Annotated in this window: 11 protein-coding genes; 6 read left to right on the forward strand and 5 right to left on the reverse strand. The window is 74.0% G+C overall.

The features are described from left to right. Positions 1-39: 39 nt before the first annotated feature. The 4 genes from AB0398_RS31665 (at position 40) to AB0398_RS31680 (ending at position 4,778) form a co-directional block, all read left to right on the forward strand. Complete coding sequence (locus AB0398_RS31665; RefSeq protein WP_366379102.1) at positions 40-1,344, forward strand: extracellular solute-binding protein; 1,305 nt, start codon at positions 40-42, stop codon at positions 1,342-1,344. Between the two features lie 86 nt (positions 1,345-1,430). Then, positions 1,431-2,396, forward strand: coding sequence for a sugar ABC transporter permease (locus tag AB0398_RS31670; RefSeq protein WP_366379103.1), 966 nt, complete (start codon positions 1,431-1,433; stop codon positions 2,394-2,396). Then, positions 2,393-3,313 carry a carbohydrate ABC transporter permease gene (locus tag AB0398_RS31675; RefSeq protein ID WP_366379104.1) on the forward strand — a complete coding sequence of 307 codons (921 nt, stop codon included), beginning with the start codon at positions 2,393-2,395 and terminating at the stop codon, positions 3,311-3,313. The genes AB0398_RS31670 and AB0398_RS31675 overlap by 4 nt, the downstream gene beginning before the upstream one ends. Positions 3,314-3,374: 61 nt before the next feature. After that, complete coding sequence (locus AB0398_RS31680; RefSeq protein ID WP_366379105.1) at positions 3,375-4,778, forward strand: GH1 family beta-glucosidase; 1,404 nt, start codon at positions 3,375-3,377, stop codon at positions 4,776-4,778. 84 nt (positions 4,779-4,862) lie between these two features. On the opposite strand, the gene AB0398_RS31685 is transcribed toward AB0398_RS31680, so the two are convergent. Continuing rightward, a complete protein-coding gene (locus AB0398_RS31685) occupies positions 4,863-6,230 on the reverse strand; it encodes a carbohydrate-binding protein (RefSeq protein WP_366379106.1) in 1,368 nt (455 codons plus the stop codon). A gap of 156 nt (positions 6,231-6,386) precedes the next feature. Continuing rightward, positions 6,387-7,334, reverse strand: a complete 948-nt coding sequence (locus AB0398_RS31690) for a LysR family transcriptional regulator (protein ID WP_366379107.1) — start codon at positions 7,332-7,334, stop codon at positions 6,387-6,389. A gap of 153 nt (positions 7,335-7,487) precedes the next feature. Between AB0398_RS31690 and AB0398_RS31695 the strand changes: the two genes are divergently transcribed. Then, positions 7,488-8,153 carry a GPP34 family phosphoprotein gene (locus AB0398_RS31695; RefSeq protein WP_366379108.1) on the forward strand — a complete coding sequence of 222 codons (666 nt, stop codon included), beginning with the start codon at positions 7,488-7,490 and terminating at the stop codon, positions 8,151-8,153. 410 nt (positions 8,154-8,563) lie between these two features. Here the strand turns inward: AB0398_RS31695 and AB0398_RS31700 are convergent, their stop codons facing one another. Together AB0398_RS31700 and AB0398_RS31705 are read right to left on the reverse strand one after the other, a co-directional pair. Beyond that, positions 8,564-9,493, reverse strand: a complete 930-nt coding sequence (locus tag AB0398_RS31700; RefSeq protein WP_366379109.1) for a DUF4232 domain-containing protein — start codon at positions 9,491-9,493, stop codon at positions 8,564-8,566. A gap of 133 nt (positions 9,494-9,626) precedes the next feature. Then, complete coding sequence (locus AB0398_RS31705) at positions 9,627-10,814, reverse strand: aromatic acid exporter family protein (protein ID WP_366379110.1); 1,188 nt, start codon at positions 10,812-10,814, stop codon at positions 9,627-9,629. Positions 10,815-11,081: 267 nt separating this feature from the next. On the opposite strand from AB0398_RS31705, the gene AB0398_RS31710 reads away from it, so the two are divergent. Beyond that, on the forward strand, positions 11,082-12,287 hold the full coding sequence (locus AB0398_RS31710; RefSeq protein WP_366379126.1) for an amidohydrolase: 1,206 nt from the start codon (positions 11,082-11,084) through the stop codon (positions 12,285-12,287). Positions 12,288-12,377: 90 nt separating this feature from the next. Here AB0398_RS31710 and AB0398_RS31715 read toward each other — a convergent pair whose 3' ends face one another. Next, entirely contained in the window at positions 12,378-13,844 is a 1,467-nt protein-coding gene (locus AB0398_RS31715; RefSeq protein ID WP_366379111.1) for an ornithine decarboxylase, read from the reverse strand. Positions 13,845-13,912 lie beyond the last annotated feature (68 nt).

The raw sequence follows: 13,912 nt of genomic DNA on the forward strand, positions 1-13,912 counted from the left end.
AACCGCTCTCGCTCGTTCCGGAGCCAAGGGAGGCTTCCCATGCCCATCGCCCGAGCCGCCAAGAGAGCCGTCGTCCGCCTGGGCGCGGTCACGCTCGCCGGGGCCCTGCTCGCCGCCTGCGGCGGGTCGTCGGACGACTCGTCCTCGGACAGCGCGGGAGGGAAGGTCACGGTCACCGTCGACCTCTTCGGCTCCTTCGGATACAAGGAGGCCGGGCTCTACGCGGAGTACGAGAAGCTCCACCCCGGCGTCACGATCAAGCAGACGGACACCGAGGACGAGGCCGACTACTGGAAATCCCTCCAGACCCGCCTCGCGGGCGGCGCCGGCCTCGCCGACGTGCAGGGCATCGAGGTGGGCCGCATCGCCTCCGTCACCCAGCAGCAGGCCGAGCGGTTCGAGGACCTGAAGAAGTACGGGGCGGACTCCCTGAAGGACCAGTTCGCCCCGGCCAAGTGGGCCGCCGCCACCGGCAAGGGCGGCGAGGTCCTCGGCCTCGGCACGGACGTCGGCCCGGAGGCCATGTGCTACCGCACCGACCTCTTCGAGCAGGCCGGGCTGCCCACCGACCGCGAGGAGCTCGCCAAGAAGTGGTCCACCTGGGACGGCTACCTGGACCTCGGCAAGCAGTACAAGGCGAAGGCCCCCGCCAAGAGCGCCTGGCTCGACAGCGTCGGCAGCCTCTACTCGATCATGATCGGCCAGGAGAAGGAGCGCTACTACGACGCCTCCGGGAAGCTGATCTGGGAGCAGAACCCCGCCCTGCGCTCCGCCTGGGACCACGCCGTCCAGGCCGCGGACGCCGGTCTGAGCGCCAAGCTCGACCAGTGGTCCCCGCAGTGGAACCAGGCCTTCTCCGCCGGCTCCTTCGCCACCATGCCGTGCCCCGCCTGGATGCTCGGCTACATCAAGGGCCAGGCCGGTGAGGCCGGCAAGGGCAAGTGGGACGTCGCCAAGCTGCCCGGCGGCGCCGGCAACTGGGGCGGCTCCTACCTGGCGGTGCCGAAGGCCGCGAAGCACAAGAAGGAGGCGTACGAGCTGATCAAGTGGCTCACCGCCCCCGAGCAGCAGACCAAGCTCTTCCAGAAGCAGGGCAACTTCCCCTCCGCCACCGGCGCCATCGAGAAGGTCGCCGACGCGAAGGACGCCTTCTTCTCGGACGCCCCCATCGGCAAGATCTTCGGTGAGGCGGCGAAGGAGGCCCCGGTCCAGGTCCTCGGCGTCCACGACCAGAACATCGCCCAGCAGATCACCAACGCGCTGAGCGAGGTCGAGCGCAAGGGCGTCTCGCCCGAGAAGGCCTGGTCGAACGCCAAGAAGGGCGTCGAGAACATCATCGGCTGACCCGTGCCGCCGGACGGACGCCCCCGGGGACCGGGGGGTCCGTCCGCCCCGCCTCCCCCGCTCCGACCCCACCGAAGGGCCGCACCGTGACCCTCACCGCACCCGAGACACCGGCCCGGCCGAAGCCGGCCGCGCCGCCCCGGCGCCCCGGACCCGCCCGGCGGACCTGGCAGAAGGTCTCCCCGTACGCCTACATCACCCCGTTCTTCACCCTGTTCGCCGCCTTCGGCCTCTTCCCGCTGATCTACACGGCCTTCGTCTCGCTCTACCGGGTGGAGCTCCAGACGCCCGGCGACATGGAGTGGCGCGGGCTCGGCAACTACACCGCGCTCTTCGGTGACGAGTACTTCTGGACCGCGCTGCGCAACACCTTCACCATCGGCGTGCTCTCCACCGTGCCGCAGCTCGTCATGGCGCTCGGCCTGGCGCACCTGCTGAACTACCGGATGCGCGGCCGGACCTTCCTGCGCACGGCGGTGCTGCTGCCGTACGCCACCTCGGTCGCCGCCGCCACCCTCGTCTTCGCCCAGCTCTTCGGGCGGGACTTCGGCCTGATCAACTACGCGCTCGGGCTCGTCGGCATCGACCCCGTCGACTGGCAGAACGGCACGGTGGCCTCGCAGATCGCCGTGTCGACGGTCGTCGTCTGGCGCTGGACCGGCTACAACGCGCTGATCTACCTGGCCGGCATGCAGTCGATCCCGGACGAGCTGTACGAGGCGGCCGCGATGGACGGGGCCTCGCGGTGGCGCCAGTTCTTCCACGTCACGCTGCCCGGACTGCGGCCCACCATCCTCTTCACCGTCATCGTCTCCACGATCGGCTCGACCCAGCTCTTCGGCGAGCCGCTGCTGCTCGAAGGGTCGATCTCGGGCGGCATCTCGCACCAGTACCAGACGCTCGGGCTCTACATGTACGAGCAGGGCTGGGGCTTCTTCCACCTGGGCCGGGCCGCGGCCATCGCCTGGGTGATGTTCCTGCTCATCGTGGTGCTGGTCGGGCTCAACGCCCTGATCGCGCGCCGCCGTTCCCGCAAGGAGGCCGGCCGATGACCGCGCCGATCGCCCCGGCGGCGCCCGCCGCTCCCCCGGCCGCTCCTCCCGCCCCGGAGCCGGGCCGGACGCCGCGCCGGGGGGCCTCCCGGGCGGGCCGCACCCTGCACGCCGGCCCCCTCGCGTACGGCATCCTGATCGTCGCCGTGCTGTTCTCGGCGTTCCCGTTCTACTGGACGATCGTCGCCGCGAGCCGCTCCAACGCCGATCTGGCGAAGGTCCCGCCGACGTTCCTCCCGGGGCCGAACCTGATCAAGAACTTCGAGGCGGTCCTCGAAGAGGCCGACATCGGCAAGGCGCTGCTCAACTCGTTCGTCGTCTCCGGGTCGGTCACCCTCGGCACCGTGCTGTGCTGCACCCTGGCCGGCTTCGCCTTCGCCAAGCTGCGCTTCAGGGGCCGGGGCGCGCTGCTCGCGGTCACCGTCGGCACCATGATGATCCCGCCGCAGCTCGGCGTGATCCCGCTGTTCATGCTGATCGCCGAGCTCGGCTGGGTGAACCAGCTCCAGTCGGTGATCCTGCCGGGCCTGGTCTCCGCGTTCGGGGTGTTCTTCATGCGCCAGTACCTGGTGCAGTCCCTGCCGGACGAGCTGATCGAGGCGGCCCGGGTCGACGGCGCGTCCACCGCCAGGATCTTCTGGTCGATCGTCGTGCCGATCGCCCGGCCCGGCATGGCCGTGCTCGGCCTGCTGACCTTCATGGCCTCGTGGAACGACTTCTTCTGGCCCGTCGTCGCCCTGTCCTCCTCCGAGCCCACCGTCCAGGTCGCCCTGCGCCAGCTCGGCGGCGGCTACGTCCACGACCAGTCCGTGATCATGGCGGGCACGCTGCTCGGCACCCTGCCGGTGCTGCTCGTCTTCGGCCTGCTCGGCCGGCAGATCGTCGGCGGCATCATGCAGGGCGCGGTCAAGGGCTGACCGCCCCCCGCCCCCTCTCCTCCTCCCCACAGAACGTCTCACCCCAGGGAGTTCCCACCCCATGACCGCGCTCGACGCCCGCACCGACCCGGCGACCACGCTCCGCTTCCCCGAGGGCTTCCGCTGGGGCACCGCCACCGCCGCCTACCAGATCGAGGGGGCGGCGGCCGAGGACGGCCGCACGCCGTCCATCTGGGACACCTTCAGCCGTACGCCGGGCAAGGTCCGCAACGGCGACACCGGCGACATCGCCGCCGACCACTACCACCGGCTCGACGAGGACGTCGCGCTGATGCGCCGGCTCGGCGTGACCGACTACCGCTTCTCGATCGCCTGGCCCCGGGTCCAGCCCACCGGGCGCGGACCGGCCGTGCGCAAGGGCCTGGACTTCTACCGGCGCCTCGCCGACTCCCTCCTGGAGGCCGGGATCCGGCCCGTGGCGACGCTCTACCACTGGGACCTGCCGCAGGAGCTGGAGGACGCGGGCGGCTGGCCGCACCGGGAGACCGCGTACCGCTTCGCCGAGTACGCCGGGATCATGGCGGACGCGCTCGGCGACCGGGTGGCGACCTGGACCACGCTCAACGAACCGTGGTGCGCAGCCTTCCTCGGCTACGGCAACGGCGTGCACGCGCCGGGCCGCACCGACGACCTGGCCGCGCTGCGCGCCGCCCACCACCTCAACCTGGCGCACGGCCTGGGGGCGCGGGCGCTGCGCGGCGCGCTGCCCGCGTCCGCCGAGGTGTCCCTGACCCTCAACCTGCACGCCGTACGGGCCCTCACGCAGTCCCCCGAGGACCTGGACGCGGCCCGCCGGATCGACGCCGTCGGCAACCGGATCTTCCTGGACCCGGTCTTCCACGGACGGCTCCCGGAGGACCTGGTCCGCGACACCGCGTCGGCCACGGACTGGTCGTTCGTGCAGGACGGGGACCTGACGGCGGCGGCCGCGCCGATCGACTCCCTCGGCATCAACTACTACTCTCCGTCCGTCGTCGCGGCGGGCTCCTCGGAGTCGCCGGCGCCGTGGGCGGGCGCGGAGCGGCACGTGCGGTTCGTGCCGGCGCCGGGGCCGCGCACGGCCATGGACTGGCCGGTGGACGCGAACGGACTGCACGAGGTGCTCGTCCGGCTGCGGGACGAACTGCCGGGCGTACCGCTGGTGATCACGGAGAACGGCGCGGCGTACGACGACTACGCCGACCCGTCGGGGAACGTGAAGGACCCGGAGCGGGTGGCCTATCTGCACGCGCACCTGGCGGCGGTGCACCGGGCCCTGGAGGACGGGGCGGACGTGCGGGGCTACTTCCTGTGGTCGCTCCTGGACAACTTCGAGTGGGCGTACGGCTACAGCAAGCGGTTCGGCATCGTCCACGTGGACTTCGCGACGCAGCGGCGCACGCTGAAGGACAGCGCCCGCTGGTACGCGGAGGTGATCACCCGGGGCGGTCTCGCGGAGGAGTGAGGGGCCGGACACGGCAAGGAGGGGGTGCCGCGGCACCCCCTCGGAGCCGCGGCACCCCCGGTCACCGCGGGGACGGACCTCGCGTCACACGCGCTGCCACAGGGCCGGGACGTTGGACGGCTCCCAGCCGGTCTGGGCCTGGTGGCCCTGGAGGCAGCGGTAGGTGGCGCCGCCGTAAGTGACGGTGTCACCGGCCTTGTAGACCTTGCCGGCCGCCCAGGTGCCGCCCGGCTCGGGCTCGCCCGGACCGGGGCCCGGGCCCGGGTCGGTGGTGGTCTTCAGGGTCAGGCCGTAGTTCTGGAGGATCGGGTTCAGCGGCTGGAAGAAGGTCGTGCCGCCGCTGGAGCAGTTGCCGGAGCCGCCCGAGGTCACGCCCTGGGCCTGGCTGCCGGAGATGTACGAGCCGCCGGAGTCGCCGGGCTCGGCGCAGACCGTCGTGCGGGTGACGCCCGAGATGGTGCCCTCGGGGTAGGTGACGCTGGTGTTGTGCTGCTGCACGGTGCCGCAGTGCCAGCCGGTGGTCGAGCCGGAGCGGCACACGGAGGAGCCGACGGGCTGGAGGACCGAGCCGGTCACCTGGACGTTGGCGCCGCCCGCGCCCTTCACGTACGGGGTGGCGGTCCAGTTGGTGTTGGTGGCGACCCAGGCCATGTCGTTGCCGGGGAAGACCGAGGCCTGGAAGCTGCCCTGGGCGACCTGGTTGAAGCCGCTGGTGGAGGTCCCGGCGCGGCCGCAGTGGCCGGCCGTCGCGAAGCCCTGCGTGGTGCCCTTGGTGATCGGGAAGCCGACGGAGCAGCGCCCGCTGCCGTTCATGTAGTACGCGTCGCCGCCCCGGAGGTCGTACAGCGGGCGGGGCGCCTCGGCGGTGCGGACCACCTTCACCAGGCCGCGGGGGACGCCCGTGGCCGCGACGAGCCGCGCGCCGGCCCCGGCCCGTGCCTCCTCGACGACGAGGACGTTGGCGCGGACGTCGACGTACCGGACGGGCGCCTCGGCGGTGGCGGCCCGGTCCAGGGCCTCCTTGGCCCGCTCCAGGGCGGTCAGACCGTGCGTCACGACCTCGGCGCGGGCGCCCGCGGCGCGGATCGCGGCGGCGTCGGCGGCGCGGGTGGTGGCCACGGTCAGGGTGCCGGACTCGGCGCCGTCCACCCAGGCGCCGGCGAAGGCGCCGCCCAGGTCCAGGCGGATTCCGGCGGCCCTGGCTCCGGCCTCGGCCTCGTTGGCGAGCCGGTTCTCGGCCTGGGCGCGGGTGAGGCCCAGGTCGCGCTGCATGGCGCGGAGGAGTTCGGGTTGCGCGGAGGCGGCGCCGAGGGCGTCGGCGGCCGTTCTGACGGTGGGGGCGCGGTCCTCGTCGTACGGCGCCGCGGTGGCGGAACCGGCCTGGAGGCCGGCCAGTGCGAGACCGGCGGCGGCCAGCACGGTACACGCCGTGCGGGCGTGTCGTCGGAGCATGGGGAGTCTCCTCGGTTGGCGGTGGGGGATCTGTTGAAACCGTAGGGATCCCGCCGGGGAGAAGGCAGTTGCCAGTCGGCCCCTGCCACGGCGTTATGGCCGGGGCCGGAGGGCCTTCGCGGACGAGGGCGTCGGGGTATGGGAAGGGGGCGCGCGTCAGCGCGGGGAGCCCTCGCGGGGGGCCGGGGCCGTCGTGCGGCCGGCGCTGCGGGCGAGCGCCTCCTCGTGGGCGGCCCTGGTGTGGTTCAGGACGGCGGCGGCCCGGCCGGCGGCGCGGCCCTCCGGGTGCCAGCCGAGCAGGTGGCGCCAGACCAGGGGCGCGCCCGCGAGGGGTCTGGTCACGAGGCCGGGGGTGACCGGGAAGGTGGCCCGGCACAGGCCGACGGCCCGGCCGACCTGGACCAGGTGCACGCAGGAGGCGGTGTCCGTCTCGTACACGCAGGCCGGGGTGAAGCCGGCCCGTACGCACGCGGCGGCGAAGCAGTCGCCGAAACAGCCGTCGCCGGGCACGTCGGTCCAGGCCTCGGCCGCCAGTTCGGCCAGGTCGATCTCGGTGCGGGGCGCCAGCGGGTGGTCGGCGGCCAGCATCACGTACACCGGGTCGCGGGCCACCTCCGTCCAGGCGAGCCGGCCCGCCTCGGGCGGGCCGCTCTCGCCGCAGACCCCGACGAGCGCGAAGTCGAGCCGGCCCGCGACCACCCCGCCCGCGATCTCGCGCTCCGACCAGGAGGTGTACGTGGTGACGGGCGCCCCGGGATCGGTACGGGCGATCCGGTCGACGAGGCCGCCCAGCAGCGGGCCGTGCGTGCCGCCGAGCCGGTAGCCCTCCGCCCCGTCCCGGGCGAACCGCACCGCCTCCTCCTGGAGTTCGCACACGGCGGGCAGCACCACGCGGGCGCGTTCCAGGACGAGGTCGCCGAGCGCCGTGGTCCGCACGCCCTCCCGGCCCCGCTCGAACAGCTCCCCGCCCAGGGCGCGTTCGATCCGCTTGAGCTGGGCGCTGAGGGCGGGCTGCGCGAGGCCGAGCGCGGTGGCGGCCCTGGTGAGGCTCCCCGCGTCCGCGATGGCCCGGATCGTCTTGAGGTGCCTCAGCTCCAAGTCCATACGGAGAGCTTGGCGCCCCGCGACCGGGAGGTCCAGACCAACGACGGCCCTCCACCGCGGGAACCAGGGGAAACGTTCCGTCGTCCACCCAGGCGAAAGGACGGTCGACCGGAAGAACGGTCGCCGCGAACGCACGACAGCAGGAGGTACCGAGTGACAATCACGCTCGCGGAGGAGATCATGCTGCTGTCCCTCGACGACGAGTCGGGGGCCGCGAAGGAGAAGCAGTCCGCCGCGTGGGCCGTCGCCGGCGGCATCCTGCTCGACCTCGTCCTGGCCGGGCGCGTGGCGGTCGACGGGGGACGCCTCCGGGTGGCGGACAAGATGCCCACCGACGTCCCGCTCCTCGACGAGCGGCTGCGGCAGATCACCGAGTGGGCGGGGCGGAGGAGCCGGGCCCCGAAGGTCACCGAGTGGCTGACGAAGGACCACCCCAAGGCCGTGAAGGCCACGACCGAGAGCCTGCACGGGCGGGGGCTCGTCCGCGCCGAGCAGCGCAGGGTCCTGGGGATCTTCCCCGTCACCCGCTACCCGGAGGCGGACGGCTCCGTGGAACGCGAGCTGCGGGACAGGCTGCGGGCCGTGGTCCTCGACGGCGCCGCGCCCGACACACGCACGGCGGGCCTCGTCGCGCTGGTGCACGGCGCGAAGCTGCACCGCGTCGCCTTCCCCGACGTGCCCCGCAGGGAGATCGCCCCGCGCCTGGAGGAGATCGCGGCCGGCCAGTGGGCGGCCGAGGACGTGCGCCGCGCGATCCACGACATGCAGGCGGCGATGGTCGCGGTCATGGCGGCCACGGTGGTCACGGTCGTGAGCTGAGCGCCCGTCGGGGGCCGGATGTACGGCACGGGCCGGGAGTCGGGCGCGGGTCGGATGTCCGGCGGCCGGGCGTCTGTCGCCGGTCGGGCGTCCGTCGCGGGTCGGATGTCCGGCGGCCGGGTGCCCGCCGGCCGGGCGACCGGCCGTCCACGGCCCGGGGTTCCGTCGCGGCCACGGCCGGACGGGGCCCGGGGCGAGCCCCCACGGCTCGCCCCGGGTCCGGCCCGGTCGGAGTCCCTCCCCCATGCGTCCGGGCGGAGCGCGTCCTCCACACGTCGAGGTGGAGTCCGTCCCCCAGGTGTCCGGGCGGGCCCGGAACGGTCGGTCACACCGTCCCGGCCCGCCGGCGCGCACCACCCTGCCGTCCGCCGCTCACGTCCCGCTGTCGTTCCGCTAACGCCCGTGAGGGGTCATCGTCCCTTCTCCTTCTTCCAGGGGCCGACGCCGAGCTTCCCCGTCGTGCCCAGGTCGAATTCGGGGATCACCATGACCGGGGCGGCGCCGGGCTTCGCCCACACGCGCGCGTAGGGGGCGTTCACGGGGCCGTCGGTCACGCTGTCGACGGTATTGCGCCAGACCAGACCGGCCTGGGCGCGTTCGCCCGGCGCGAGGACCAGCTGCTCGGGCGGGCCGTCGGCCCCGGTGGCGCTCGCGATCGCGTCGCCGCCCTCCAGGACCGACACGCCCTCGGGCCGGGCGTGTGCCTCGTCGAGGGGTTCGACGCGGGGGTAGCCCTTGAGCCGGTACGGCCGGGTGCCGCAGTTCTCCAGGTGGAGGCCGACGACGCGCAGCCCCATCGCGGCGTCGCCGTCGTCGGCGTACACGCGCACGCCCGTGGGCGGGCAGGCGCCCCCTTCGGAGGCTTCCTCGGCCACCGGGACGCTCCTCACCGTGAGGACGTCGGCGCGCACCTGCCCCGCCGCGTCCGGGGAGATGCCCTCAAGGGTGACGGTGCGGCGCACGGTCCGGCCGGGGGCGACGTCCCGGACGGTCTCCTCCGGGTTCGCCAGCCCGGTGCCCGTCCGCACCGACAGGAAGCGGAACGTGACGGTGTAGGTGAAGGGCTCGGTCCCGCGATTGGTGACGGAGTACGTGGCACAGGGGCGGGTCCGGCCGGCGCCGGGGGCCGTGCCCGTACCGATGACGACGACCTCGTCACCGCCCGGCGACGCGTCTCCGGTGGCCGGTCCCGATCCGGTGGCCGCTCCGGCTCCGCAGTCCTGGGCGGCGGAGGAGGCCGGGGACGCGGCGGCCCCCGGTCGTTCGGTTCCGCAGGCCGTGAGCAGCAGGAGACAGCCGGCGGCGGGGAGGGCGAGAGCGGGGAGGGCGGTGCGGCGCATGGGGAGAGTCGATCAGTCCCGGACCGCTCCGACTGTGACGGAAGCCACCCCTCCGGTAACAGGCGTGTCACAGGGCGGCGTCACGAGAGGGCGACGGGGGCGTCGCGAGGCGGTCGGGAGCGCGCGGCGGCCTTCAGCCGCGCGTGTCGGCGGCGAGGTCCGCCGTGTGCTTGATCTCCTCCAGGATGCGCGCCGCCTCCACGAGGACCGTGCCGTGCACGGACCACTCCCCCTTCCGGTCGGGGCGGTCGGACCGGGCCGTGGCCGCCGCCACCTCCTCGTAACGGCGCTCGGCCTCCTCCAGACCGCGCTGGAGCCGGGCGGGGTCGTTCGGCCCCTGGGGCGGGGCGAGGCGTTCGAGTCCTTCGGCGGTGGCGTGCAGCAGTTCGGCGTAGGAGGCGGCGAAGTCGGCCGAGACGGACGCCTCGAAGGAACGCCGGGGTTCGGAGGGGTGCCGGGGCTCGTAGGTCAGGGCGCGGGCGACGGACCGGACGTGCGTGCCGATGCGCTCGACCATGCCGATCGTCTCGTGGCAGCGCCGGAGCGACGCCTGGGCGCTGTTCCAGGGGCGGCGGGGGTTGAGCCTGGTGTTCTCCTGCTCCCTTTCGAGCACCGCGCGCGCGTGCGCCGCCCGGTCGGCCAGTTCCTCGCAGCGGCGCGGCCAGTCCTCCTCCGGTGCCTCCTCGCCGTCGGCCTTGGCGGCGGCGGTCCGGGCCAGGTCGCGCAGGAGGGTCTGCGTGCGGGCGGCCAGCTCCTCGACCCGGCGCCGTGCCGTGTCCGTGTGCGGCGAGGGGGCGAAGGCGAAGTGGGCGGCGAGGCCGCAGCACACCCCGATGGCGGCGGACGCGACCAGGGGGCCGATGTAGTCGATCCGCCCGCCGCCGCCCACGAACGCGAAGAGGGCCACCACGGGGACCTGGGCGCCCTGTCCTCCGAGGAGCTGGAGGCGGGCCACCGCGAGGGCGACGAAGACCAGGACGCAGAGGGTCCAGGCGTGGACGCCGACGGTGCTGCCGAAGCCCGCCGCCACCGCCGTGCCGATCGCCATGGCCGCCAGGTACTGGGCCGAGTCCCACATCGAACGGTAGACCGTGGCCTGGAGGGCGAGGAGCGCCGTGAACGGGGCGAACGCCGTGACGTTCGCGGGCAGCAGCCACGAGGAGAGGCTCCAGGCGACGGTCGCGGCGGCCGCGCCCTTGGCCTGGAGCAGCAGCCCGTCGCGCGCCTCGCCGGGCCCCCGTACGGCGTCCCCGAGGGTCGTGCGGGCGGTGTGCCACCGGCTCCGGCACCAGTCACCCGCCCGGATCTTCGTTGCGGACACGCCTCTCCCGTCCTCCGTCGGTCCTCGTGTCCGCCACGCCTACCCATCGCGCGGGGATGTACCTGTGCGTCTCCGGCGTCCGGAGGGGACCCGGTGGTCGCCGGACGGTCCGAGAAGAAGCGGCCGTTCCGGGCATCGTGCGCGCCGGACGTGGAAGACGCGAAGGTGTCGGAGACCGTTCGCACCGGAGGAGACCCCGTGTCCCGCACCCCGGAAACCCGCACCTCGGCATCCCTTGCCCCGGAGGAGTCCCGTACCCCGGAAGCCGTGTACGCCCGCGTCGGGAAGGAGGTGGCCGCCCGGGCGGACCGCCTCTGGGAGGTGGGCCTCGCGCTGCACCGCGAGCCCGAGACGGCCTACGAGGAGCACGGGGCGTCCCGGCTCCTCGCGGACGAGCTCGAACGGGAGGGCTTCCGGGTGGAGCGCGGCGTGGCGGGGCTGCCGACCGCCTTCACCGCCCGGGCGGGAGCGGAGGGCGGGCGGGGCGCGGCGGACGGGAGGCCGTGCGTCGCCCTGCTGATGGAGTACGACGCGCTGCCGCTGCTCGGTCACGCCTGCGGGCACAACCTGATCGCGGCGGCCGGCCTCGGCGCGGCGCTCGCCGCGCGGGCGGCGCTCGATGGGGACGGGGGCGGGATCGGCGGGACGCTGCTCGCCGTCGGGGCCCCGGCGGAGGAGCGCGGCGGCGGGAAGGTCGCGGAGGTGGAGGCGGGCCTGTTCGAGGGGGTGGACGCGGCGCTGATGTTCCATCCTGGCGTGTACGACTGGAGGTGGGCCCCGCTGACGGCCAGCGCGCAGATCAGGGTGGGGTTCCACGGCCGGGCCGCGCATCCGACGGGCAGCCTCACGGAGGGGATCGACGCGCTGGGGGCCCTGATCCAGCTGTTCAACGCGCTGGGCGTCCTGCACAAGCGCCTGCCCTCCGGGTCGCACGTCCAGGGGATCGTGACGGACGGGGGCCGGGCCACGAACATCGTCCCCGAGTACGCGGAGGGCCTCTTCGGGCTGCGCGGCGGGACCACGACCGCCCTGGAGGAGCTGGTGGAGGAGCTGCGCACCTGCGCCCGGGGCGTGGCGCTGGCCACCGGTACGACGGTGGAGGTGACCGACGTGGGCGGCCGGTACGAGCACTTCCGCGACAACGACGTGCTGTCCGGTCTCTTCGCCGGGCACCTGGAGCGGGCGGGCGTCCGGCTGTCGGAGCCCGAGGCGGGGGTGTACCTGGGCTCGTCGGACATCGGGAACGTCAGCACGCGCGTACCGGCGATCCATCCGTTCCTCGCGATCATGGGCTCGGACGGCTCGGACCACACGCCGGAGTTCGCGGAGGCGGCCGCCGGGCCGCGGGCGCGGCGGGCGATGCTCGTGGCGGCCGAGGCGCTCGCCTGCACGGCGGTGGACGTCCTGCTGCGGGCGGACGTGCCGGAGCGGGCCTGGGACCGCTTCCGGGAGAAGGCCGCGGCGGGGATGTGACCGGGACCTGTCTCTTCCTGCCCCCGGGAGTTCTTGGCCCCGGGGGCAGGAAGGGACAGCGGCCGCCCCGGCTCCGGGAGGACCGGGCCGTCAGTCCTCGACGGTCACGCGTACGGTCCCGACCTGCGTGTCGGCCGCGTCCGGGACGACCATTCCGGCCTCGACGCCGCTGCGCAGGTACCGCAGGACCTCGGCGTTGAGCCTCTCGCCGGGCAGGGCGGCGGGGATGCCGGGCGGGTAGGGCGTGAGCATCTCGGCGGCCACCCGGCCGACGGCCTCGTCCAAGGGCACCTGTTCGACCCGTCCGAAGAAGGCGTCGCGCGGGAGCATCGCTTGTTCCAGGCGCAGGTCGGCCGGGTCGGGCACCTCCACCCGGGGTGCCGGGCGCAGCTCGTCGGCGTGCGCGGCGGCGTCGCGCAGGGCGTCCAGCAGGAGCTGGGCGCTGTGGATGTCGTCCGCGTGGGTGAGCTGGGCGCTGGTGCGGCGGTGGTCGGACAGGTGCAGGTTGACGTGGTGGCGCTCGCGGATCCAGTCGGCGACGCGGTAGCCGGTGGTGTCGAGTCCGGTGATGTCGACGATGACCTGGAGGGGGTCGAGGTCGGCCGCGCGGCCGGGGCCGCAGAAGTCGTCGTGGCCGTGGACGCGCAGGCCGGCGATGCCGTCGATCCGGGTCCGCACCGTCTTGGCCAGGGAGAGCGCGTCGTCGTAGAGGGCGTGGCCGTGCTGGACCATCTGGCGGCGCCAGCCGTCGAGGGCCGCGTACACGAGGACGGAGGGGCTGGTGGTGCCGAGCAGGTCCTCGCGGTTCTTGAGGACCTCGGGGTCGATCAGGTCGCCCTGGAGGTGGAAGACCGAGCCCTGTTCGAGGCCGGAACCCATCTTGTGCACGGAGGTCACGCACACGTCCGCGCCGGCGTCCATGGCCCAGGTCGGCAGGTCCGGGTGGAACGGCAGGTGGGCGCCCCACGCCTCGTCGACGACGAGCGGCACGCCGTGCTCGTGGCAGACGTCGGCGATGGCGGCCAGGTCGGAGCAGGTGCCGTACGGGGTCGGTGTCGTGACCAGCGCGCCCCGGGCGTCGGGGTGCTCGGCGAAGGCGGCGCGGAAGGAGTCGGCGGACGGCGGGTGCGCGAGGTGCAGTTCGGCGTCCCACTCGGGGTCGACCCAGACCGGCACGATCCCGGCGAGCACGAGGCCGGAGACCACGGACTTGTGGGCGTCCCGTCCCACGAGCAGCTTCTCGTGGGGTCCCGCGACGGACAGCATGGCGGCCTTGACCGAGAGCGAGCTGCCGCAGGTCGAGAAGAAGGTGTGCTCCGCGCCGACGGCGTCGGCCATCAGCTCCTGCGCCCTGGCGAGGACGCCCCTGGACGAGGTGCGGTCGTCGAGGCCGCTGGTGGCCAGGACGTCGGACCGGAAGACGGCGTCCCCGAGGACCGCGCGCACGCGGGCGTCCGCGCCGCGGCCCTGTTTGTGGCCGGGCGGGGTGAAGGGGGTCTGGTTCTCCGCGTGGTACGCGACCAGGGCGTCGAGCACGGGTGCTTGTGAGTGGTCCATGCAGCTTCGACTGCCCCGCCTAAAAGGACAAAAACCCCAGGTGGATGGTACGGAGGGTACACGCGACA

Source organism: Streptomyces sp. NPDC086147, from assembly GCF_040702165.1.
Classification (GTDB): domain Bacteria; phylum Actinomycetota; class Actinomycetes; order Streptomycetales; family Streptomycetaceae; genus Streptomyces.